At 50.7% G+C, this 23,416-nt stretch carries 19 protein-coding genes; 2 read left to right on the top strand and 17 right to left on the bottom strand.

Translation table 11 applies throughout. The features are described 5' to 3' along the window. Positions 1–33: 33 nt before the first annotated feature. From fliE to ACN0YN_RS24030, 12 genes are all read right to left on the bottom strand, one after another. Positions 34–348, bottom strand: a complete 315-nt coding sequence (fliE, locus tag ACN0YN_RS24085) for a flagellar hook-basal body complex protein FliE (protein WP_417387585.1) — start codon at positions 346–348, stop codon at positions 34–36. Positions 349–401: 53 nt separating this feature from the next. After that, the gene (flgC, locus tag ACN0YN_RS24080) at positions 402–815 is read right to left on the bottom strand and encodes a flagellar basal body rod protein FlgC (protein WP_417387584.1); all 414 of its coding nucleotides are present in this window, start codon (positions 813–815) and stop codon (positions 402–404) included. Between the two features lie 51 nt (positions 816–866). Next, positions 867–1,331 (bottom strand): flagellar basal body rod protein FlgB, encoded by a 465-nt coding sequence (locus tag ACN0YN_RS24075; protein ID WP_417387583.1) that lies wholly within the window; start codon positions 1,329–1,331, stop codon positions 867–869. A gap of 37 nt (positions 1,332–1,368) precedes the next feature. Further along, on the bottom strand, positions 1,369–2,817 hold the full coding sequence (locus ACN0YN_RS24070) for a sigma-54-dependent transcriptional regulator (protein ID WP_417387582.1): 1,449 nt from the start codon (positions 2,815–2,817) through the stop codon (positions 1,369–1,371). A gap of 61 nt (positions 2,818–2,878) precedes the next feature. Beyond that, the gene (locus ACN0YN_RS24065; RefSeq protein ID WP_417387581.1) at positions 2,879–3,331 is read right to left on the bottom strand and encodes a hypothetical protein; all 453 of its coding nucleotides are present in this window, start codon (positions 3,329–3,331) and stop codon (positions 2,879–2,881) included. A 66-nt stretch (positions 3,332–3,397) separates the two neighbouring features. Then, positions 3,398–6,001: a tetratricopeptide repeat protein gene (locus ACN0YN_RS24060; protein ID WP_417387580.1), complete on the bottom strand. Its 2,604-nt coding sequence runs from the start codon at positions 5,999–6,001 to the stop codon at positions 3,398–3,400. A gap of 334 nt (positions 6,002–6,335) precedes the next feature. After that, positions 6,336–8,120: a peptidoglycan D,D-transpeptidase FtsI family protein gene (locus tag ACN0YN_RS24055; RefSeq protein ID WP_417387579.1), complete on the bottom strand. Its 1,785-nt coding sequence runs from the start codon at positions 8,118–8,120 to the stop codon at positions 6,336–6,338. 61 nt (positions 8,121–8,181) lie between these two features. Continuing rightward, complete coding sequence (locus ACN0YN_RS24050; RefSeq protein ID WP_417387578.1) at positions 8,182–8,496, bottom strand: hypothetical protein; 315 nt, start codon at positions 8,494–8,496, stop codon at positions 8,182–8,184. Positions 8,497–8,683: 187 nt separating this feature from the next. Beyond that, the gene (locus ACN0YN_RS24045; protein WP_417387577.1) at positions 8,684–10,564 is read right to left on the bottom strand and encodes a LysM peptidoglycan-binding domain-containing protein; all 1,881 of its coding nucleotides are present in this window, start codon (positions 10,562–10,564) and stop codon (positions 8,684–8,686) included. A gap of 90 nt (positions 10,565–10,654) precedes the next feature. Then, entirely contained in the window at positions 10,655–11,575 is a 921-nt protein-coding gene (gene rsmH, locus ACN0YN_RS24040; protein WP_417387576.1) for a 16S rRNA (cytosine(1402)-N(4))-methyltransferase RsmH, read from the bottom strand. A 603-nt stretch (positions 11,576–12,178) separates the two neighbouring features. Then, positions 12,179–12,682 carry a division/cell wall cluster transcriptional repressor MraZ gene (mraZ, locus tag ACN0YN_RS24035; RefSeq protein WP_417387575.1) on the bottom strand — a complete coding sequence of 168 codons (504 nt, stop codon included), beginning with the start codon at positions 12,680–12,682 and terminating at the stop codon, positions 12,179–12,181. Between the two features lie 153 nt (positions 12,683–12,835). Continuing rightward, complete coding sequence (locus ACN0YN_RS24030; protein WP_417387574.1) at positions 12,836–13,957, bottom strand: glycosyltransferase; 1,122 nt, start codon at positions 13,955–13,957, stop codon at positions 12,836–12,838. A gap of 352 nt (positions 13,958–14,309) precedes the next feature. Between ACN0YN_RS24030 and queA the strand changes: the two genes are divergently transcribed. Then, positions 14,310–15,365: a tRNA preQ1(34) S-adenosylmethionine ribosyltransferase-isomerase QueA gene (gene queA, locus ACN0YN_RS24025; protein WP_417387573.1), complete on the top strand. Its 1,056-nt coding sequence runs from the start codon at positions 14,310–14,312 to the stop codon at positions 15,363–15,365. Between the two features lie 8 nt (positions 15,366–15,373). Here the strand turns inward: queA and ACN0YN_RS24020 are convergent, their stop codons facing one another. Then, positions 15,374–18,436, bottom strand: coding sequence for a PVC-type heme-binding CxxCH protein (locus tag ACN0YN_RS24020; protein ID WP_417387572.1), 3,063 nt, complete (start codon positions 18,434–18,436; stop codon positions 15,374–15,376). Positions 18,437–18,887: 451 nt separating this feature from the next. Here ACN0YN_RS24020 and ACN0YN_RS24015 point away from each other — a divergent pair, with 451 nt between their 5' ends. Continuing rightward, the gene (locus ACN0YN_RS24015) at positions 18,888–19,394 is read left to right on the top strand and encodes a DUF4149 domain-containing protein (protein WP_417387571.1); all 507 of its coding nucleotides are present in this window, start codon (positions 18,888–18,890) and stop codon (positions 19,392–19,394) included. Here ACN0YN_RS24015 and hemA read toward each other — a convergent pair. From hemA to panD, 4 genes are all read right to left on the bottom strand, one after another. Next, a complete protein-coding gene (gene hemA / locus ACN0YN_RS24010; RefSeq protein WP_417387570.1) occupies positions 19,374–20,654 on the bottom strand; it encodes a glutamyl-tRNA reductase in 1,281 nt (426 codons plus the stop codon). The genes ACN0YN_RS24015 and hemA overlap by 21 nt on opposite strands. Further along, positions 20,651–21,559: a cytochrome c biogenesis protein CcsA gene (ccsA, locus tag ACN0YN_RS24005; RefSeq protein WP_417387569.1), complete on the bottom strand. Its 909-nt coding sequence runs from the start codon at positions 21,557–21,559 to the stop codon at positions 20,651–20,653. The genes hemA and ccsA overlap by 4 nt, the downstream gene beginning before the upstream one ends. Positions 21,560–21,669: 110 nt before the next feature. After that, the gene (locus ACN0YN_RS24000) at positions 21,670–22,710 is read right to left on the bottom strand and encodes a sigma-54 interaction domain-containing protein (RefSeq protein WP_417387568.1); all 1,041 of its coding nucleotides are present in this window, start codon (positions 22,708–22,710) and stop codon (positions 21,670–21,672) included. Positions 22,711–23,024: 314 nt separating this feature from the next. Then, the gene (panD, locus tag ACN0YN_RS23995) at positions 23,025–23,405 is read right to left on the bottom strand and encodes an aspartate 1-decarboxylase (RefSeq protein ID WP_417387650.1); all 381 of its coding nucleotides are present in this window, start codon (positions 23,403–23,405) and stop codon (positions 23,025–23,027) included. Positions 23,406–23,416: the final 11 nt, after the last annotated feature.

The following is a 23,416-nucleotide window of genomic DNA, read 5'->3' as shown; positions in this document are numbered from 1 at the left end:
AATGGTGAAAGTACTGCCTGACGTGCTTGCGCGTTACATTTGCATCTTCTGAATCTCGTTGTAAGCCTCCAGAAGTTTATTTCGCATTTGAACCATCATTCTCAGAGCCAGATCTGCCTTCTTGATCGAGGAAAACACTTCTGTCTGAGTGATATCGTCTCCCAAAAGTCCTGCCTGGATCGCCTGCTCGGATTGCAGCTGTAACTGATTGGCGCTGTTCAGAGACTCCAGCATCATATTTTGAAATGAAGGAGCACCGGCCGGGGAACCTGCGCCTGCGTCCTTGAGTCCCGCCGGCGAAAGACCGGGGAGTAATGAATTACCGATATGACTGATGGAACTGGTCATACTGTTCCCTTCCCTGAGATCAGATGATTCTTAAATCTTTATATATTTATAGTTTATGCCAATATCCGCAGCGACGTATTGAACATTTCCTTTGTGATATCCAGAGCCGAAATATTGGCTTCATAAGCCCGTCCTGCCTCCAGAGCATTCACGAACTCGGTCACCAGATCAATGTTAGGATAGGTGACATTCCCATCCTGATCCGCATGGCGATGACCGGGATCATAGGTTTTTCTCAGCGGTGTGTCTGTATCAATTTCAACATGATATTTTACCCCGGTTCCGGAGCTGTTCTGATCCAGACTTTCCGTATCTGCCTGGAAGGTGACGATACGGCGATAAAAGGGCTCTTCCCCACTGGCAGGATCGTGAGACACATTGACGGCAGCAATATTTCCTGCAATCGTGTTCATCCGTTGCCTCTGGGCGACCAGTGCACTGGTACTGATATCAATTCCTTTTAACATCCGTTACTCCTTTCAAATTATCTGATGGGTTCTGATCTCTCAGGTTGAACCTCAGGCACGCTCCGAAACGACCGTCAACAACTGATTCAACTGCGCCATCATGACCTCGACGGCAAACTGCTGCATCATTGAGTTTTTGGTCATCTGCATCATTTGCGATTCCACACTCCGATTATTGGCATCCTGAAACGTCAGGTTCTGAGGAGTCGCTTCCCGTGCCTGAAACAGGCTGCGTGGAAACAGCTCCTGCAGTTGAGCATCAACCGATTTCGCCTGCTGCAGAGTGACAGGCATCGCCAGAGACTGCCGGGAGACGGGATCAGACAGGTTTTCCTGCAACTGCACCGCATCACGCAAAGCCTGCTGGAACTCCTGAACGGGAAGATCGCGCATCTTGTATGAGGGGGTGTCGATGTTCGCAATATTACCTGCCAGAACATCTTGTCGCCGTTCAGAGAACGCCGCCATTTTTTCCAGCAATGGTAATGCTTTTGAATTTAAAACCTGATCTAACATAATCTCACCTGCCTGAATAAATACAGAAAACCCGCGGTCAGGCCGCACGCCTGACCGAAAAAGCCCGCTTGGAATCTGGGCCTCCCCGAGGCGGATACCCATAAGATCTGAGTTTGCCGGAAAGCGTTCTCAAACCGATATCCAGCATTTGAGCCGTACTTTCCCGGTTCCCTCCGCAACGTGCAAACGTACTCTCAATCAGCTTCTGCTCCATTTCACGCAGCGTCATCCCGGTCAGGGAATCCGCATTAGCAATGGAATCGGAGCCAATCCACGGCAATAAACTGGCCGCATCCAGTCGCGGACCATTATCCACACGGTTCACGTGTTGAATCAGATTTCGCAACTCCTGGATATCTCCGCTCCAGTCATGTTTCTTCAACAGTTCCAGGCCATCCAGTGTCAACAGTTTTGGCACGGTACCTTCCGCGATCGCCACTTCGCTCAACAGGTTTTCTGTCAGCAGCGCGAGATCTTCTTTCCGATCATTCAAACGCGGAACCGACAGACTCGACGCAGACAGAATACCAGCCAGTTTTCGTTTGAACTGATTCTGGGCCGACAGTTCCTGCAGCGAAATATGACTCAGAGCGATAACGCGGCAGTTTAATTTTTTCTGCTGGCTGTCTTCCGGCGAGCGATATTCACCGCTTTCCAGAATTTTCAATAGAGCCGCCTGAACGGGTAATGATGTCAGATGAACCTGATCCAGAACCAGAGTACCACCGGCAGCCTGTTCGAGCTGACCGGGATTCCAGACGGGTTCATCTGAATAACTGCTTGTTTCATTTGAAAAATAACCGATCAGTTCCCGTTCGACATTTTCAATCGTCAAGGTACTGCAGTTAACCCTGATCAACGGATGATAGTTCAGGAACATGGAATCATGAATAATTTCTGCCACCACGGACAGTTCCGTTCCGATGCCTCCCTGAACCAGCACGGGAGTTCGTAAATGCACCAGATCGGCAATCCGGTCTCTTAATGTCTGAATGGCCTGACTGTAACCGATCAGTCGGCGGCTGGAACGCAGGTTCAATTCAGAGATCAACTCGGTACATTCACGTGACAGCCGGGAGTATTTAATCGCAGAATCCAGCAGACGACTGATGTGATCCAGCGAATCGTTCGAACGCAGTTCCGCAAACGGCACCATTGTTTCATGCGATGCAGTTCGTGAAGGCTTCAGACAGGCCTGCTGAACCTCATGAGTCATCATCGGATAATACAATACCGGGATCAGACTCTGCTCGGCTACCGATTCGACAGCGAACGTAAACTCCGTAATCGACCGCTGATCCAGGAGCACACAGATATCGGCGTCCGGACGTTGCGATGTGGGAGTGAACGTCATTTCCGTCAAAGGAATGACCGTATATCCCAGGTTCGAGAACTGCGTGCAGACTTCCAGTCTGCGGATGCGGTCTTCAGAAACAATCTGAATCAGACCGCGTGATGTTGAGCTGTGTAACAAACTATGATTCATTATTTAAAACCCGCTTTAAACAAAGGGAATACTTCTCTTCTTTATCAGTAATCTAAAACTTTTATTGATCTATATTCAGGTGCCGATGCGTCGCAGGTGCCAGGCTGTCGCGATAGGCTTCCCCGACTTTTCCTCCCTGATTTAACGACTGGATCTGCTGCTTCGTCCGATCCCGTCGAACGACCATGGACTGTGTACTGCTATCCTCATTCTTCAATAGCTGTGCCAGCACTGCTTCGGAATCATTCAATATCTGCTCACAGGTGGCACGTTGCTCGGCTGGTAACTGGTCCCGATCCTGCTGCCACTGCTCCCAGAGCCGGGGTAACTGTTTCGTATATTGATCCAGCTGGCCCAGCAGTCTCTGTTTCTTTCCCAACACGTCCAGCAGACTGGAATAATCATCTTCATTGATCAGTTCCTGCTGTTGAAGTGACAGCGTCAACAGGGCCCGGGAGTACTCCAGGCGTACTGCAAACAGTTTGGGATAATCAATCGTGTTTGTCGAAGTCATATCAACTACTTCATTCTTCAGGTTTCATAATGAGGAACAGATTTCGTCCTCAGGTCATTTTCTGTTTCAGGCACCATTCACTGCCGGCAGAGCACTGGTTCGACTGTCGGAATCGCGAAACTCGCGCGACCAGTCCAGCCAGCGATTCCATTCTTCGCGTCCCAGGTTTGTTCCCCCGGACTCGAATACACTGTCAGGCATCTGTTTCAAAATTATCTTGGCTTGTTCCAGCATACTTTTGGCTTCATTTTTTTTACCGAGTGCTTCGTAGCAGCCGGACATTTTCATATACGCAATCAACACTTCCGTACATTGCGGATACCGGTTTACGGCATCATGGTACGATTTGATTGCGTCGGCATACTCTTCGGTCAGATACAAAATATGAGCTTTCCCGAAGCAGCTCGACTTCAGTAACTGCTTGCCCAGAGCATCGAGCCGGTCTCGGCTTTCCAGTTGACGCAAATCCCGATTCAGAAATTGAAGCTGTGCCAGAGCCTGGTTCAAATAGCCAAACTGCTTACGTTTTAATTCCTGTCGGGCGTTTTCTGTCCGGGCTTCCTTCATCTCCCTGAGTGGCTGTTCTGACAGATTCTGTAACGACCGTGCCAGCAGATAACGCGCTTCTGAAATTTTGTCTGACTCAGGATAGCGGTTGACATATTCGGTCAAACGTCGTGTTGCCTCTTCATAGAAACGATTCTGGCTGGAAACGGGAATCTGATCTGCTGCTGTCTCCTTTGCCGTCTCGCTCTGCGTTTCCGCCTCGACAATCTTGCCCTGGTGAAAATTCAGCTTCCCCAGTGAAAACAATGCATCTCCCCACTGCTTTGCCTTGGGGTTCAATTTGCTCGACTCCAGAATTTCTTTCCAGACAGTTTGAGCCTGATCAAGTTCATTTTTTTCCAGAAAAGCAATTCCCAGTAGATACTGCGCTTCAAAGGCAGAGACGTCAGTCGGGTAATTTGTCATCACCCGTTCGAAGTGGTTAATCGCTTCATCGAGCCGATCCAGCTCCAGTAAAATTTCGCCTCGCTGAACCAAGGCCTGTGGCATCTGCTTATCCGGATTCGTATTGATGAACCGTGTGACCACTTTCAGTGCGGTCTCGAAGTCCAGACCTTTCTGAAAATGATTGGCAGAGATAGCAAGGATATCTGCATAACGATCAGAAGTCGTCAATCGGCGGGCGAGTTCAAAGTAGGCCCGTCCACTCTGTTTCCAGTGCTCATTCAATTCGCTTCTGAGCGACTCCTGTTCCGTAAAGGTTGATTCTTCATAGCGGCGTTGCAGATATTCCGCCCAGCGACGATTGGCATTCGCAGCCAGTTCCTTCGCCTGAACTTCCGGCAACAGCGGAGGCAGATAATCAGACAGCTGAATTGCCGCATTGAAGTAGGTTACATCATTTTTGATCCGCTCTTCGTCAACCCAGTCGTTCCAGGCATTCAGAACATAAGTCCTCACGCCCTGCAGACTGATCCAGCGATTACGAAATTCGTCCGGACTTGTGATTGATTTGAGAGCCGTCCGATAGGCGATCAAAGCTTCTTCGGTACGTCCATTTTTTCGCAACAGTTCGGCCAGATGCAGAAACGCAGCCAGCCCTTCCTGTGTTCCTGCATATCGGTGTGTTGTCTGCTCGAAAAAATCAATGGCTCCATCTGCATTACCAAGCGACTCTGCACAGACTCCCATCAGATAGGACGCCTGTCGTGAAAACTTGCGTTCCAACCCCAGATTGTCCTTCACCGGCGCCAGAATCGTTAATGCTTCCTGGTAGTTTCCTTCTGCCATCAGGGTCTGTGCCTGAAACACCACCGTCACCTGATTCACAGATTCCTGCTGCTTGACCTGGTCCAGAACCTCCTGTGCCAGGTTAGTCTTGCCTTGCGCCAGAAAAATCTGGGCACGCTGTAAATACAATCGATCCTGCGCTTCCTGATCCAGATCTTTCAACTGCAGACATTGAGAATTCAAATCGAATGCCTGCTTTAACTCAGACGCCTCTTTATGATCGAGATAAATATCCGTCAGCGACATCGAAGCATTGAGCTGACCTTCCGCAAACGTCTTGACCGCTTCTTCCAGCAGGGGGCGTGACTTCTGAATGGAGCCCGTCATGTAGAGACTTGTGCCCAGTGCATAGGACCACTCCGGACGATGCTCGTGATCAACGGCCCTGCGTTCTGCCTCTTTCAGATAACGACTGGCGATCAGGTACTGGTGATCCTGAGCTTCGCCCGACAACTCTTCCGCATTCCGAAAAGCCACAATTCCGAAGATGAAGTACAATGCTCCGGGAAAATCCGGATCCATATATTCCTGTTTTTTTAACGCATAAGCCAGTTCAAGCACTTCGTTTCGTTTTTTGATATCCGTCGCGGATTCCAGGATCAGCAGTGCCTCAGCCAGTGTTTCCCCGGGAGTCTTTTCCGGTTCCCCAGAGAGCGAGAACAGGTATCCTCCCAACAACAAAAGCACCGGCACAACACCCGCCAGGATTTTCCAACGCGATTTGACAAAACCAGTTAAACGTTCGCGCAACCCAATCGAATCGGAAACAGCAGATTCGACCTCTGCGTCTCCCGACGATTTTTCAGGTGGATCTTGAACGGCTACGTTCGCTGACTCATCTGATTCTGGTTGTGCGCTTGTTTCTTTGGCCATGACTGAGCTGCCTGTGACAAAATCGGCTCGTCCCCATCAAGGATTCGAAACCTGATTTGTAATCAGCAGGTAATTTCTGGAATGGAAAACAGGAGTGATCAGCAGAATTGCTGGGTTGACTTGTTGTATTCCGCGATGGGAAGAAACCCGTTTCGCAGAATGCGATGTGAGAGTGTCGTAATTGTTCAGGAATTGAATAGGAGAGAGGTAAAACTTGAGCATTAATACAAAAAAAAGCGAATTTTTGTCAATATTGATTCAAGTCTGCCCCAGTCAGCAGAGAGAAGCACTGCTCCTGCATGCCGCAAATCACAAAACAGGTAAACTGAACAACTCAGCGAAGTGCATTTCGAAATCGTTGCGCCGTCCGTTCCGGAGGCATCTGACTGGAATGATCAAAGGGAACCCGTTGATACATTAATGTCTGCTTCAGGATTTCTGCAGCAGGTGGACCGGCAATGGTTCCCCCATAATGGTTCTCTCCCACGGAAGGCTCATTCACCACAACCAGCACGAGCACACGGGGATCATGCGCCGGGGCACCACAAATGAAGGAACTGACATGGAGCTCGGAGGAATACTTGCCCGTTTTCGGATCGGGTTTCTGGGCGGTTCCGGTCTTCCCAAACACCACATACTCTTCAAGCTGGGCTTTTCGCCCCGTCCCTCGTTTGACCGTCTCTACCATGGGGACCTGAACCAGCCAGTCAGCCACTTCAGGAGAAACAATGGGTGTCGAAACCAGCGGACGCACCTGGGCTGACTCTTCTTCAGAACGGGGAAAGTAATTGTGGTCGATCTGATCGCGGATCAATCGTGGATTCAACAACTTCCCCTGATTTGCCAGAGCCACATGCCCGGTAATCAGCTGGACCGGAGTGACGGCAATTTCCTGTCCCATCGGCACGGAACCTGTCGAATAGATATTCCAGTCTTTTAAAGGCCTGACAATCCCCCCCAGTTCACCGGGCAGTTGGATACCGGTTTTCTGCCCGAAGCCGAAGGCCGTCACTGCTTCATACAGTCCGGGATTCGTCAGCTTCTCGCCAATTTTTGCCATGCCGATATTGCTCGACTTCACCAGGACATCAGTCACACTCAACATCCCATAACTGTGGTGGTCGTGCAACAGTCGCTTTCCCATGCGGTATTCGCCATTCTCGCAATCAAACTCTGCGTCAGTTTGAATCAATCCCTTTTCGAGTGCCGCGGCAACGATAAACGGCTTGAGTGTGGAACCAGGTTCATAGATCGATGCAATGGCGGTATTTTTCCAGGCGGATTCATTAATCCCTTCCGGATGATTCAAATCGAATGTCGGCACCGATGCCATCGCCAGGACTTCACAGGTTTTGACATCCATCACGATCGCACAGGCGCTTTTAGGCTTCCATTCTTCGACAATCGACTGCAGTTGCCGCTCCGTGTAGAGCTGAATGATGGAATCCAGAGTCACTACCAGCGTTTCGCCGTTTCTTGCAGCGACTCGCGAGTCATTGCGAACTTCAATCACGCGACCATGCGCATCGCGGATCAGAAAACGATATCCATCCTGCCCGCAGATCAAATGATCGAACGCTTCTTCCAGCCCCCCCTGACCCTTTCCATCAATGTCCCGCAGTCCCAGCGCGTGCGCCGCTAATGCGCCCTGTGGATACTGCCTGCGGTATTCCTGTCGAAATCCCCAGGCGTCATCGGAAAGATTTAATGCCCGGATTCCGGACAGTTCCTGATCAGAAAGGCGGCGTTTCACCCACAGGAAGAGTTTGTCCTGGTTTTCGTGCAACCGCTTCCGGAAGGCAGTCTGATCGAGCTGCAGAATCTCACAGATTCGACCGATCTGCTTCTGCTCTCCCAGCCTCTGGGGAACGACATACAGACTGTTGCTGACAATCGTGGTTGCCAGCAGTCGACCATTCCGGTCGAGAATATCCCCCGGTCGGGCGGGTATTTTTTCTTTATAGACCTGCTGTCGTGCCACAACCCGGGCAAACTGACGATGCCCGATGTACTGCAGGTAGATCAGACGCCCCGAGATTACCAGCCAGGCCAGTACCACAATCAAAACCAGGCTCCAGGTACGCCAGCTGTTTCGCAGATTCGATGGTACGAATTTCAAGAGTTGCTTCTCCCGGAGATATGGTCTCTACTGAACCTCACCTGACAGGCAGAACCCAGCATTATTTCTCTGCCTGGTTCTTCTGGGGATTCAAATGCCATTGCAGCAAAGGCATCTCGCGACGATTGCTGAGCGCAGGCTGCTGATTCGATTCGACATCCAGTTCACCGCGTTCGATCGAATTCAATACCTGACGGGGAGAACCCGCGCGTTGCGTTGCCAGCTTCATCTTGGCATGAGCATTCACCAGAACATCCAGCTGATAATGCTGCCGACTGACCAGTCGTTTCAGCTTCAGGCTCTCTTTTTCCAGTGCAATTCCAATCAGAGAGACGGCAACCGCCAGTAAGATTGCACTACTGAAACGGAATAACATCCAACCGACCTTCCTCACCAGCGAGAACGCCAGAGCGGTTCACATTTCACCAGAGCGTCTGGCAATCCAGTCTTCCCGGTCCATATGGACCTGGAGACGCTGCAGTAAAACGGGACACAGTCTATTGGAAAGTTCGCCGCCGGCTAAGTTGATAATGAAACAGGACGCACCATTGCGCCTGTATTCACTATCGGCTGGATGAGTCACCAGGAACAAGACTGACTCGGCTGGCATCATAAGGCAGCTGCAATTCTGTTCCAATTTGAAGCTTGTTCGGGTTTTGCAGTCTCTGCCGGTTAATCTGATAAATCTGATACCAGCGGGAAGAGCGCCCCAGATGCTTCTGTGAAATATCAGTCAGCGTGTCATTGCTGCCCACACGATACATGGGACGTCCATCGGTGCTGATAAAGAATCCGGCTGGCTTACCTGGCTTGCGGACAGTTGTACTCCCGGCAAATTCACTGACAGTAGTTTGAGGCACCTTATGGCTGGCCTGGTATCGGGCTTCAATCGCTGCCTGATCGGGGGCAATCAGTTTCAAACCGGGTTTCATTTTCCGAGGATCACTTACGCGGCTCTTGTTGATCTGCGCCAGCAGTTGAAAATAACGACCGGTCCCATAAAGCTTTTTGGAGATCGTCCAGAAATTCTCACCATTCTGCACGACATACTCCCCGCCCACTGCGGTTGCCGTCTGCTGACTGAACGATTCTTCCTGGAAGGCTCCAAACTCTTCGGTGGAAACTTCCTTGACAGGAGCAGGACCATCAAACAGTCCCTGTGCCTCTGGCTGATTTTCTGCGGTCATTTCGTCTGCACGGAAGGTGTTCGAATCAATGGCAGCAGCAGGCCGCTTCACGGTCGTCACACTTTCCGCCTGTTGTGCTGAAAACTCTTCCGCGCGAAACTCACCAAAACGCTCTTCACTCTGCGCAACTTCTGTATCACTGAATTCCGAGACCGCAGGGCGTTCAAACTCCTGATTAGACATGGCGGAATTGGCTGGCTCAAATGAATTCTCCGCTGCTGCTGCGGGAGCCTGAGGCTGTTCCTGGGCAAAACCGGAATCACTAAATTCATCGAAGCCCTTTGAATTGGAAATCTCCGTGATATTGACTTTGGCAGTTTTCTCAGGCATGCGATCAAATTTCTGAACCGGGACAGAATTTTTCTGTTCCGCCAGACCGAAGTCGTCAAACTCACTGGCAGCAGGCTGTTGAGGCTGCATCGACTGAGCCGGCTGTGGTTCTGCTCCAAAGGGATCTTCCTCAACCTGAACGGTGTCAGATTTCATTTCCGCGGCAGGAGCAAATTCATTTGCGGCAGGCTGTTCCATCAATCCTGACGAATCACCTGCAGCCGGTTGAGAAAAACCGGACGCTGGTTCGTTACCAAATTCATTTCCAAATTCGTTTGCTGGTGGTGTTGCCGCTGGTTGCTGCGCAAACTGGTCCGACTCGCCAAAGGGATCTTTTTGTGGTTTATCAAAGGCCGCTGGTTCTGACTGATTCTGCATTCCTCCCTGAAATTCATTCGCGGCAGGATTCGAAAACTCATTCGCTGGTTGTGCCGGACGATCAAACTGTTCAAATCCGTTGTCCGCCTGAGTGGCTGCCATTTCCACAGGTTGCGCAGGCTCACTCTGTGAATTGAAGGAATTATGATCGAACTGATTTGTGCCCGTTGATGCAGTTTGCTCCGTCGCAAACGGGTTCTCTTCCGCTGACTGCTCGGTAGGAGTCGAAAAGCCTGCTGTTTCAGCCGGAGGATTAAAATCATTGGACTGATCGGCGACCAGCCCCGTTGATTCACTATTCTCGCTGCCAGGAGCGAAAGGATCCTCTTTGCCGGATGTTTCTTTATCCAGAACTTCTTCCTCAGGACCATTAATGGCAACAGACTCCTGCGGACGATTGATTTTCTGATAAACAACCAGACCAAAGGCACTGAGCAGGATACAGATCAGACAGAGTCCTACTTTGGTTTCAATGGCGATACCCGACTTGGGTTTTTCGATTCCCCAGTCTTCTTCGGTGGTCTGTTCTGCTTTTTTTTCTTCAGTCATGGCTCTGAACCATTTCTCGTCTAAACGAAATAAGTCTTATTCAGACAAACAGAAAACTGCCTGTCTCCCTGTTCTGATTAATACTCACATTTATGTTTTCACAGCGACACGCAGCTTGGCTGTGCGGCACCGTGGATTGACTCTCTGTTCCGCCTGCGTCGCCACGATCGGCTTGGCAGTCAGATTTTTCCAGACCTTCTGGTTTTTAAATGCCTGCTTGACCATACGGTCTTCCAGAGAATGAAAGCTGATAATCGCAGCTCTCCCTCCGGGCCTGAGTACCTGCGGCAACACGGTCTCCAGCATGGTTTCCAGTTGTTCCAGTTCCTGATTTGCCGCAATACGCAATGCCTGAAAGACCCGCGTAGCCGGATTTTTTCGGGCAGCTGCCAGCGCTTTGCCGGGAATCGCCTGCTGCACGACTTTGATTAAATCAGCGGCCGTCCTGACAGGAACGGCTTTCCTCTGTTTCACAATCTGACTGGCAATCCGCTGGCTGAAACGTTCCTCGCCATACACTTCCAGAATCTCGCATAACTCTGATTCTGAAAGGCTTTCCAGCAACTGCCAGGCAGGAACTCCGGTCCGCGTATCAAAACGCAGATCCAGTTCACCCGCCGATTCAAAACCGAATCCCCGTTCGTCATCTCCCAGCTGATCGGAAGATAACCCCAGGTCCAGCAGCACACGATCCACAGTCTCGATCTGTAACTCTTCCATTACAGCGGGTAGCTCTGCGTAACTGCTCTGTCGCAGGTAACATCGACCTGCAGGCAGTGACTCCGGTTTTAATTTTTGCGTGGCAAAACCCAGCATCATGTCGTCGCGATCCAGACCGATTAAGGTCCCCTCATTATTAATTTTTTGCAGTATATGCTCACTATGACCACCTGCACCGACTGTGCCATCAACGACAATCAGCCCGGGAGACAAATCGAGTTGTGTTATTACTTCACGTAACAGGACCGGTAAGTGGACAGGCCTTTTCTGATCACCGGGCTTACCTGACATGTAACTGAAAACGATTCTAAATAATGGAACAATAGACTGGTTAACTGACTCCGACAGCATGATGCCATCAGAACCATTAAAAAAACGAATTGATTTTTTCGGGAGGGGTAGAGACTTGAGAAGTGAAACTCAGAGAGATGATTGACCTGATTCGTGGACTTTAGAACAAATCCGATCCTCAAGCGCAGGAAGTTTAGAAAAAACCTGTTTTTTTGGCAAGATCAGTTAAAGATTTTTGGAAATCGGAATTTAATAGCTGTAAGTGACTGATTTAAAACCGATTGAAAGCACTTTGAGTCCGGGAGAACGACGCCAGAGGAGAAAACTCAACTCTGTTTCAGCACACGCTTCTCCTGTTCAAGGAGGGAACCCTGAAGCCATCCGTCTCAAGCAGCATCCATTCTACCTGTCCTCGGAGACGAACGACCGGTGGCCCAACCCAATATCATGAGCACACACAGGTGACATCCATTTCACCTTCAATCCGCAAAGCCCGGTAGCCAGCGGAAGAGTTCCGATTTGTCCTCCTTGAACAATACTTTGATTCGAATTGTATTAACCACCTGGTGAAGTCTGCTGAAATGTTCCACATTCCCTCAAAGGTTACCAGGGCATTTGACCAAAGGCCTGAGAGGCCATTTCATCAAAATTTGGTCCATGATCATTAAGATAGGTATTCCATCGTTCCGCACTCCAGATTTCCGCATGGTCCTGAACTCCAATCAGAACCACTTCCTGTTTTGGTTCCAGACTGGCCAGTTCTGCTAAACGCTCAGGAATACAAACCCGTCCCTGAGAATCAACTTCCACTTTCTCTGCTCTGGCATAATACAGACGCAGATATCGGGCAGCTTCTGGACCATTTCTGGAAAAGTCCGCTAATCGTTGTGCCTGCTGTTCAAATCCCTTTTCTGAGTAAACCAACAATACGGACGCGGTGCCTGGAGCGATATAAATCTGGGAATTCTTTTCCTCAACGAGCTCTTCCTTGAGACGTTTGGGAATCGCCAATCGACGTTTACTATCCAGAATCTTATTGAAAGTTCCCGTTAACGCCATTGGTCCCCACTCATCACCACCAATCACCACAGAGTGAGAATTTACCACCCAAAATCGAATCGTCAAGCATGATTGAAAGCTGGGTTAGAGCTCGGCGAACCTGAATCGACCTAGATACTTATCACAACAGGAATTGTGACTTTGCTGATTTTTAAATTTTGTTACAGGAAGTCGAAATTCAGGCCCGAATTTCGTCCCAAATCAGTCATCCAGAGAGAGCAGATTCGTATAAATCCCGTCGTATTTCTCAGCAATTGAGTCCCATGTAAACTCATTCTTCACAAGAGCTTGCGCACTCTTCGCCATTTTGGTAAACCTGGCAGGCTGGGTGTTCAGATCCTGGAGGGCCTGCTGGATCTCGTCAGGACTTCCCGTCGCCACCAGAGTCCCCTGCTCCCCATTTTGAATCAGCTCAGAAACACCATCAACGCGGGTTGAAATGACGGGTAATCCGGAAGCCATCGCTTCCAGAACCACGTTGGGCATTCCCTCCCACAAGGAAGGCAACACAAGACAGGTGGCAGCCCGCATGAGTTGAGGAACCTGGGCCTGCCAGCCACAAAAATGAATCCGATCTGCACAGGATAGAGAATTCGCTTTCTGCTGCAGATCTGCTTTCAACGGTCCCTCCCCTGCAAACAGCAGATGAAAACCAGCCGCCTTCGGGGCGAAGTGCTCAAACGCTGTTAACAGATCATCGGGTGCTTTCTGGGGATCCAGTCTGCCGGCAAACAACACGACTTTCGCGCCACTGGGAATTCCCCAGGGACTTAAATCCAGTGGTTCCGCCTGATCAAATAATTCAAACTCAACGCCATTGGGAATCACCATGACCTTGGAAGCAGGCAGTTTCCCCTGCTGAATCGAGAAATCAGCCACCGACTGGCTGACACAGATATTCAGCTCTACCAGGCGATTGGTGAGTCGATCCAGTAGCAGGTGTCCATTTTTCCGTTTCTCTGAAACGCGAATTCCGGACACGATATGCGGGATTCCTGCCAGCTTCCCTGCCAGTCGACCAGCCAGATTCGCGTGAAACAAAAAAGTCTGCAGCAATAGCGGCTTCTGGACTTTCAGTTTCTGTGCCAGTTTCCTGATGATGCGCACATCCCAGGCTGACCGAACCTGCAGGATTTCCGTGGGAATCCCGGCTTCTTCCAGTCGCTCCACCAGGGGACCGGTCCCTGACAGAGAGTAGACCACCGGTGCCCAGCGCTCCCGATTCAATCGCGTGACGATCTGTACCAGCGCACGTTCCGCGCCGCCGGGCTGCAGGCCGGTAATACAAAACGCGATCGGAATGGGTCTGGTTGGATCAGCCAAACATCATCTCTCTGAGCACATCACTGATTTTATCAGAATGCGGGAAGCATCCCGTTTCATAACTGTCTCGTTATCAGTATGATATTCCCGCTTCGGAACAGGAAGTCGAGACGTTTTCTCTTGTTCACTGACTGTCTATTGTTCGCAGGTCCCAATGCGCGACAAGCTTAGATCTGGATTTAGTATTCATTGAATCCGGAGAAAATGAAAACCTCCGTTAAAATCCATCATTTTCCGCCGTCTGGCCGACGAAATGATCGATGATCCCTGTTCATGCTGACAGAAGCAGACTCTGACCTTCACCCTCTGAATAAGCGATAGATTACTTGAAAACCAGCTGGAACTTTGCTGAATGACCGATTTAAACGACTTTGATTATGAACTGCCTCCCGAATTGATCGCGACCGAGCCGACTCAGCAGCGGGATCAGTCGCGCCTGTTGATCCTCGACCGCAAGTCCCAGTCCATCACACATGGTTCGATTTCTGATCTGCCTGAATATTTAAAGCCGGAGGACTGTCTGGTTTTGAACAATACCCGCGTTCTCTCGGCACGATTATTCGGCACGCGCCAGTCTACGGGGGGAAAATGGGAAGGCCTCTACCTGGGTTCCAATTCCCTGGGCGAGTGGAAATTGATGAGCAAGACCCGGGGAAAGTTGAATCCGGGCGAAATCATTGAATTGCGTCCCGCGCATCAACGGTCACTCGAGAAACAGGTCACGTTGAAATTATTGTCAAAGGATGCGGAAGGTTACTGGACTGCTCTGGTAAGATCCGATGAAGATCACCACAGCCTGCTGGCGCATTTTGGCACGATGCCTCTGCCCCCCTATATGAAACGGGAACTCGCGACCGAGGAAGACTGGGAACGATACCAGACCGTGTATGCGGCTCAACCAGGCGCGGTGGCTGCTCCGACTGCGGGATTGCATTTCACGCCGGAGCTGCTCGAACGCTGTACGCAACGGGGAACCAGCATTGCCAACGTGACGCTGCATGTCGGCATTGGAACCTTTAAACCCATCTCTGTTGAGACGCTCGAAGCGCACAAAATGCATACGGAGTGGTGTGAGTTACCTGCCTCCTCCGCAGATCTGCTCAATCAGACACGCCAGCAGGGAGGCCGAATTGTCTGTGTCGGCACTACCAGTGTTCGCACACTGGAATCCGTCGCACAACAGGGACCACTGCAGGCCTGGCAGGGAGAGACGGATATTTTCATTTATCCCCCCTACCAGTTTCAGGCCGTCGATTGTCTGCTGACGAATTTCCATCTTCCCAAGTCGACGTTGCTGGTGCTGGTGAGCGCTTTTGCCGGCTCGGAATTTATCCGCGAAGCCTACAAAAAAGCTGTAGAAGCAGAATACCGCTTCTACAGCTATGGTGATGCCATGCTGATCTTATAGGCTCAGCTTTACTGAGGTTTGGCGATCTCTTTGGGAACCTGTCCCCCCAGATAACGCCAGTTTTTGATGAAGGAAATCAAGTCAGCCATCTGCTGTGGATCAATTGATTTCTCCAGACCGACTGGCATCAGTGAGACACCGTTCGATTTCATCTCGTCGATTTCATCCTTCAGAATCGTAATCGTCTTTCCTTCCGGCTGTGTCAGGGTAATGGAGGCCCCGCTGTCGGAGGAAATGATCCCGGTGTGAACCACACCATCAATCGTGATGATCGTGTAGCTGAAGAAATTCGCGTCGATGGCCCGGTTCGGGTCCAGAATATTGGTCAGCAGATATTCCGGGGTTTTGGTCCGCGAGTCCCCGATGTCCGGAGCCACGTTGACTCCCATGTCGCCAATCTTGTGGCAGGTCACACAGTTCTTGGCGAACACCAGTTTGCCCTGCAGAGGATCGGCTTTCAGTTTGAGTGATTTCTGATAGTCGGCCAGTACTTTCTGGCGATCCGCGGGAATTGCTGCAGCAAACAGAGCAGCGGCCCGCTTTTTGATTTCAGGATTACGATGTCGCTGCAGACTGCTGGAACGTGATGGACCGAGTTCCGAAATCTTGATCTGATCTTTCTCGATCGCATCCAGCAACAGACCAGTACGATCCTGATTTGCCAGCATCGCATCCAGAATCGCACGTCGCATGCCGGGAGTCTGAGTGGCAAAACCATCCATTAGAATTTCACCGATCCGAGGATCCGAATAAGGGCTGATCGCTTCAATGGCGGCAATTTTGACGGCTTGCGAATTGCCATCCTGAATCAGGGTCAGCAGCGTTTCGCCACCTGTTTCAAAACCAACGAACCGTAAAATACTGATGGCATTCAAACGCTGCCCTGTAGGGGTTTTGGGATTCGCGGCTGTATCCACAATCTTCTGATAGAATTTTTTCAGATTCTGCTGATCTGCATCAGACAGTTTGGACTGGTATTCTGTAATCGACTTACCACGTCGTCTGAGACTGTTACCCAGTCCTTCAAAACCTGAAATCTGCAACGGCAGGAGTGCATTGGAATTCAATACGCCGATCAAGGCGAGCGTTTCCTGAATTTCCTCAGGTTTCAACCGGGGACCGATGACGGCAGCCATTTCGCCGACGGCATCTGTGATTCCCGCCTGATCCGATGTTTTCACATCACCGGACTGCAGCTGCTTTAAGAACGATTTGAAAATTTCCACAGTCTGTTCGGGAGCAGAAGACAATACAGCCGCACGCGTAAAGGGATCACTGGCCCCTTCCAGCATCAGGCTGGCTAACTCATCCACAGTAGAAGAACCGCCTTTTGCTTCCCCCAGACTGATCGCCAGTTGAAATCGCAGCGGGCCTTCCGCCGACTTCACCAGTGACAGGACTTCTGCTTTCAGCTGGTCATTCTGCGACAAGCGGGGTTCGCTCAATTTGACTGCTTGAGCCACCACCCGCTGGGACTGATCTTTCAATGCTTTCGCAATCAACTCATCACTCAGTTTCCCCAGTCCTTCCAGTGCCCACAGGGCATGAACTCGTGACTGTTCGGATTTGCCGCTGGAAACCAGTTGTTCCAGTTGAGGTTGAATTGAGGCATCCTGGCGTTCGAAGATCAGGCGGGAAGCGGTTTCCCGCTGCCAGGCATTTTCTGAAGACAATGCGGCTACCAGCTGTTTTGGTGTCGCATCTTTCAGAGAGGTATAGACATTTTTGTCGATCTTCGCTCCCTTGGGAATAATGCGATAGATCCGGCCACGATCGATTCCATCATTCAGGTCGGAACGTTCTTTCAATTCGACAGGCATAAACTGGGGATGCTCAATCACGGCACGATACATGTCACACAGATACAAAGCACCGTCAGGACCATTGGCCAGGTTGACAGGGCGGAACCATTCATCGCGGCTGGCGATGAACTCCACCTGATCGCGTCCGTATTTGGAATCGTAAGTCGCCCCCATCGGAGTCAGCACATCCCGGTGCACCAGATTCGCAGTTGGCTCACAAGTGAAGCTGTTGCCATAAAATGAGTGTGGAAACAACCCGCCCCGATAAATGGTGACGCCACAGGCAGCGGTAAACTGACCGGCGTGCAGAGTCGAAGTGGTCCAGGTACGGCTGATCGCGTACACGCGGGAATCTTCGCCGTCGGGAGAGACATCATGATAAACCGACTTCACAGCCAGGTAAGGATTCCGCTTGAGATACCGATTTTCCAGCACGATATGTTTATTGGGATTCCGGTTGGAACAGACGAAGCGGTTTCCGTAATCATCAAAGGTCAAACCGAACTGCCCGATTCCGGAGATCGATTCATACTTTCCCGTCAGTGGCTGAAAACGAAAATCCAGTCCGTTGATGGGAACCTGCTCTGCCTTCTTTTTCCATTCGGGATGTGTGGCAATCACCGAACCGCCGCGTAAACCGTTGGCGATATAAACATGATTGTCCAGACCGAGTGTCGGGTGATTGGCCCGCAACTGAGAGTTCTCTTCTTTAAATCCGGTGAACCAGGTTTCGACGAGGTCCGCTTTGTCGTCTCCATCGGTATCTTTCATGTATTGCACTTTCCCCGCCAGGGTGACAATCAGTCCCCCTTTCCAGGGTTGGATACCAGTCGCAAACAGAAGTTTGTCAGCGAAGACAGTGGCAGTCTCATAAAAGCCATCCTGATCTTTATCCCGTAACAGTTTGATCCGGCTCTTTGGGTCTTCGCCCGGCTTGGGACCATGCGGATAATCTGTCATTTCCACGGCCCAGAGCACGCCCGATTCATCAAAGGCAACTGCCACCGGATTGATGACATTGGGTTCAGCAGCCACCACCTGCATTTCAAAATCAGGATGCACAACCGTCTGTTTCAGGCTTTCTTCCGGAGTCAAAGGAGATTTGGGGACCTCTTTTTTCTCAGGAGCGGCAGCGAAAGAGAACTTCAGACAGACTGCAGCCACCAGAGCCAGTGAGCCCCAGCGGAAAGTCTTCCGGAAAAATCGCGGGATCGAATGGCTGCCTGCACCGGCGGGCTGTTTAAACGCTTGAAAAGTAGCTGATTTCATGTTGGATCACCGTAACAATACAGAGGGAGTTCTGGTGTCTTATCAGACCTGGAATGGCACGCTGGTCGAAATGGTCCGCACGCTCGCTGGCGTGCTCGCCTGACATCGACCACCTGTCAAAACAGGACTGATGGACCAATAGTTTAAATCACAAAAAATTACTTACTTCGAAACTATCCTAACCGACAGGGTAACGACTCTCTATCTTACTTGAACCTGCTTTTTGATAATTTATAAACAATATTAACGTTTAGCGAAACCTATTGCACGCCTGGAGCGAGACTCTCCTGTTTTTTCGTTATGACTGCCCGCTATTTTGGGGATTCAGTCACTCGGGAACTCAATTGGCTTTTCACTCCCCTCGGAAATCGTTTACCCTGATACGAAGTGAATAGTGAAGCAGAAAATGATCGCAACCGGAATGAAACTCCTTTTGAAACATACGTGAACGATGCAGTCAACAAGCCTGGTGTTAATCCGTTTCTGTCTGTCGGCCTGGGTCGGTGCCGCCGTGATCTTTGTGATCAATGGCGTACAGGATGTCACCTTTCAGCCGTTTGACTCCTTAACCAGAGACCAGCTGATAACCCTGCATTTCCCCGTTTACTATACGATCGCCTGGGTGCTCTTAACGGGTTCTTTTCTAAGTTCGCTGGTACTCCGAACGAAAAAACTGTGGTCCCGGAAAAAAGCGAACCTGATCACGATTCTGATCATGCTGAGTCTGACCATCAGTCTGGTCGACTATTTCTGGATCTACACGCCGCTGGAATCGATGATCACTCCGGCCGGCAGCCCGCGCCCCGCGCAGTTCCATCACTACCATCAGGCCTCGAAGTACATCAACAGCATCAACATTCTTCTGGCGTTGATCGCAGCCATTCTTGTGAACGGCCCCCTGCTCCCTCAGAAATCAGAGAACAGCGGCACAGCCACTTCAGTCGCGGATGTGAAATAACTGTTTGAGTGCGTCGAGCAGACCATGCGGCGTTCCTTCCCGCGCTTCCTGTCTCAGCACTTCCAATGGCGGATGCAGCAGCTTGTTGACGATCTGTTCAATCGAGCGTTTGATTAACTCCTGATCTTTTTCATCAAGATGCGAAAGCTTGCTGAACAGTTTTTCGACTTCCTGTTCGCGCACATCGTGCCATTGTTCGCGGAGCTGTTTGATGATCGGCCCCGTCGCGCGGTGATAGATGCCGTGCATGAAACGCTCGGTTTCTTCGTCGATAATCGCGAGAGCTTTCTCGACTTCTTTCTGGCGTGCCCGACGATTCTTCTCGCAGGTCGCTTCCAGATCATCGATATCATACAGGAAGATATTGTCGTTGATCTGGCCGATCCCCGGCTCAAAATCGCGCGGTGCTCCCAGATCCAGGATAAAGAATGTTTTGTTGCCGGACTTCTTCAGTACCCGTTCAAAACAGGCAATATCGACAATCGGCCGTGATGCCCCTGTGGTACTCACGATCACATCGGCGGCGGCCAGACAATCTTCCAGTTCCTCATAAGGCCGGGCTTCCCCACCCCACCTGCCTGCCAGTTTCTGAGCGTTTTCCAGGCTGCGGTTCACGACCACAATCTTCTTGACCCCCTCATCTCTGAGATACGTCAACGTCTCTTCCGCCATTTCGCCGGCACCGATAATCAACACGGTCTTATCATCGAACCGTTCAAAAATCCCTTTGCCGAATGTCCCCACCGCCACGCTGGCGATAGAAACCCTGCCTTCCGCCAGCTGGGTTTCAGTTCGCACCCGGGCAGAGACCCGGATCGCCTGTTGAAACAGCGCATGCGTCAATGGTCCGCATAACGCATTGTCGGTCGCACGCTGGTAGGCTTCTTTGACCTGATTCACAATCTGGGGTTCGCCGAGCACCATGCTGTCGAGACTGGAGGCGACCTGAAACAGATGCCGGACTGCATCGGGGCCCGTGCGTTCCAGAAAATCCTCGAAGAAATCGCTGACCGGGACCTGATGGAATTCAGAGAAGAACCGGGCCAGATCCTGATGCGAAGGACCGAGCTCGGCATCCTGTGTAGCGGTATACAGTTCTACCCGGTTACAGGTGGAGATCACCACGATTTCGGTATCGGGATACGATTGCTTTAAAACGGAATACGCCTGGTCCAGTTGCTCCTTGGAAGAGAACGCCAGCTTTTCTCGAATATCCAGCCCCGCTGTCTGATGATTACAATACACGACCTGCAGATTCACGACACAACCCTTTCAACAGTCGAGTCATGAATTTTAATGACGGGAGCGCTATATTGTGAATGCCACGAGTCAAATTTCAGGATGCGTACATTCGACAGGATCTGAATGCCAATCACCGTCAGCAGTATCAGGCCTCCGGTCCAGATTGTCAGCTGGGCAATATGTTTCTGATTAGGCTGTCTGGTCCGCAGGATCAGAATGACGCTCAACATCATTCCCACCCAGACCACTTCATACACAATGATCACCGGATCAAAAAACGAAATGGCATGCGCGCCCTTGCGAACGTAAACTCCCAGCCCGATGCCGATGCCCATGCCGATGGTCATCAACGGTGCAGAAATCATGAGCGCCCAGCGATTCAGGCGCGACAGTTTTGCCAGACTGGGAAGATTGAATCCCGTCGAAAAATTCTGTTTCTGCTTCAGGCGCCGATGCTGAATCAGATACATCAGACTCAGGACAAAACTGAGTACGATTCCCACGCCCCCCAGCACGAGTAAGGAAGCGTGCAGCATCGCCCAGGAACGAATGGAAGGTTCCATCAATGCGTTGGTGGCGTTATCTACAAAATAGGAGGAAATCACCAGCGCCAGTACCAGCGGAATCAGAAACAGTCCGATCGATAATTCTTCATCAATCAGATTGATAAACAGAAAGATGGCCACCAGCACCCAGGAAAACACAATCAGCCAGTCCTGCGAGGAACTGAGCAACGGAGGCAACTGGGTTTCACGGGCGCGATTCAGCAGATACGCGGTCTGAGCGACCAGACCAGCGAGCGAAAACAGAAAAATCAGCGGTCGCAGGAAGCCGTTTTTTTTTCGCAGAAATCGAGTGACCTCCAGTCCGAAGGCAACCAGATAGCTGGCCAGAAAACAGAAAACGGTCACTTTCGACAACATGCCTGATACTTTGTCTGGTAGAGAGGAAATAAAGTGGTGGGCTTTTTACATCGCTGATGGGACACCAGCGGCCTCTCTATTATAGGGCTGTACAGCAGGTTGAGGGCAAGTCATCTTGCTTCGGATTCTAATTCGTACTCCGAGATTTTTTTATGCAGCGTGTTCCGGTTGATCCCCAGACGGGTTGCTGTCTTGGTCTGGACCCCCTGACATGACCTTAAAACCTGCAGAATCACTTCTTTTTCCACAAGTGATACAATCTGAGTATGGACATCGGTAGACGACTCTCCCACTCGCTGCAGTTCCATATTCACCAGATCACGACACATCGTCTCCGGATCCTGTGCTTTTGACGGGAGTGAACGGGCAATCGATTTGCCGGTGACATGTCCGGGCAACAGGTCCAGTGAAGGACCATCCAGCCCCGAAAGCACGATCAGACGCTCCACATAGTTCTGCAGTTCGCGAACATTTCCCGGCCAGGAGTAATTCTTGAAAGTCGATAACACTTCTTCAGAGAATTCCGGCAGCGGGATTTTCTCTTCTGCAGAAAACTGTTTGGCAAAAAAGTGAACCAGCTCGGGAATGTCTTCCGCACGCTCCCGCAGCGGAGGCAGGTTAATCGGAATCACGTTCAGGCGGTAATATAAGTCCTCTCGAAACCGTTCTGCTTCGATTTCATCCAGCAGATCGCGGTTCGTGGCAGCGACAATGCGACAGTCGACCTGAATGGATCGCGTATCACCGACGCGTTCAAATTCGTGTTCCTGTAAAACCCGTAACAACTTCACCTGCAGGGTAAAACTGACCGAATTGATTTCGTCCAGGAAAATCGTTCCCCCGTGAGCCGCTTCAAATCGGCCCGTACGATTTTCGACGGCACTGGTAAATGCCCCTTTGATGTGCCCGAACAGTTCGCTTTCGAGCAGACTTTCACTGAGTGCGCCACAGTTCACACGAATAAACGGACCGGTGGCGCGCGGACTGAGTTCATGAATCGCGCGGGCAATTAATTCTTTACCAGTCCCCGTTTCTCCTGTTAATAACACAGTAGATGACGTGGCTGCAGCGCGGCGGGTCAATCGATAGATATTCCTCATGGCCGGACTTAAACCGACCATATCTTCTAAAATGGGGCGATCGTCTTCCATTCTTTCTTTTGGAAAATCCTATTCATTCACAGGGAAAAAGTATCAAAGAGGCAACTCAGTAAGGTATTGGAATCGCAAAGCTTTCGGATGACTGGCTTTCCGAAAGAACTCGAACTCCCTGTTAACCAGCATGAAAAGATTGCAACCACATGCTCAAAAAGATGGCGAACGCAGCGATATGATATTCTGATGCGTAAGAAGAGGAAAGAGGTAGACCTGTATTTTTTATAAATCAACAGTATTTGATCGGACCAGATCGCCACAACCCTCGTGACTGCACTTTTTTTAAGCACAGTGCACGCAATAGTCGCACATTATTCCGGACTTGAGATGGCAGCGACTTCCGGAGTGACCTGAGCGTTCTGCGAATCGACGAGCACAACTTTCGGCTGGTGCTGGCGTGCTTCTTTCTCTTTATACTCAGCATAACTGGCGATGATCACCAGATCCTGAGGTTTGACCAGGTGGGCGGCGGCACCGTTGATACAGATCACGCCTGAGCCGGGCTCGCCAATGATGGCGTAAGTCGTCAATCGAGTCCCGGAAGTGATATTGTAAATCTGCACCTGCTCGTATTCGACGATATCTGCAGCATCCATGAGTTCCCGGTCAATGGTCACACTGCCGTTGTAAGCCAGATTCGCTTCAGTAACCGTTGCCCGGTGTATTTTTGATTTCAATAAAACGCGCTTCATCATTCTTAACC

The sequence above is a fragment of the Gimesia sp. genome (genome assembly GCF_048260065.1).
Taxonomy (GTDB): Bacteria; Planctomycetota; Planctomycetia; order Planctomycetales; family Planctomycetaceae; genus Gimesia.
This window is presented reverse-complemented; position numbering and strand designations above follow the sequence as displayed.

Coding starts and splice junctions, on each gene's coding strand:
- fliE (WP_417387585.1), bottom strand. CDS start 348: ATGACCAGTTCCATCAGTCATATCGGTAATTCATTACTCCCCGGTCTT.
- flgC (WP_417387584.1), bottom strand. CDS start 815: ATGTTAAAAGGAATTGATATCAGTACCAGTGCACTGGTCGCCCAGAGG.
- ACN0YN_RS24075 (WP_417387583.1), bottom strand. CDS start 1,331: ATGTTAGATCAGGTTTTAAATTCAAAAGCATTACCATTGCTGGAAAAA.
- ACN0YN_RS24070 (WP_417387582.1), bottom strand. CDS start 2,817: ATGAATCATAGTTTGTTACACAGCTCAACATCACGCGGTCTGATTCAG.
- ACN0YN_RS24065 (WP_417387581.1), bottom strand. CDS start 3,331: ATGACTTCGACAAACACGATTGATTATCCCAAACTGTTTGCAGTACGC.
- ACN0YN_RS24060 (WP_417387580.1), bottom strand. CDS start 6,001: ATGGCCAAAGAAACAAGCGCACAACCAGAATCAGATGAGTCAGCGAAC.
- ACN0YN_RS24050 (WP_417387578.1), bottom strand. CDS start 8,496: ATGTTATTCCGTTTCAGTAGTGCAATCTTACTGGCGGTTGCCGTCTCT.
- ACN0YN_RS24045 (WP_417387577.1), bottom strand. CDS start 10,564: ATGACTGAAGAAAAAAAAGCAGAACAGACCACCGAAGAAGACTGGGGA.
- rsmH (WP_417387576.1), bottom strand. CDS start 11,575: ATGTCAGGTAAGCCCGGTGATCAGAAAAGGCCTGTCCACTTACCGGTC.
- queA (WP_417387573.1), top strand. CDS start 14,310: ATGACCGATTTAAACGACTTTGATTATGAACTGCCTCCCGAATTGATC.
- ACN0YN_RS24020 (WP_417387572.1), bottom strand. CDS start 18,436: ATGAAATCAGCTACTTTTCAAGCGTTTAAACAGCCCGCCGGTGCAGGC.
- ACN0YN_RS24015 (WP_417387571.1), top strand. CDS start 18,888: ATGCAGTCAACAAGCCTGGTGTTAATCCGTTTCTGTCTGTCGGCCTGG.
- ccsA (WP_417387569.1), bottom strand. CDS start 21,559: ATGTTGTCGAAAGTGACCGTTTTCTGTTTTCTGGCCAGCTATCTGGTT.
- ACN0YN_RS24000 (WP_417387568.1), bottom strand. CDS start 22,710: ATGGAAGACGATCGCCCCATTTTAGAAGATATGGTCGGTTTAAGTCCG.
- panD (WP_417387650.1), bottom strand. CDS start 23,405: ATGAAGCGCGTTTTATTGAAATCAAAAATACACCGGGCAACGGTTACT.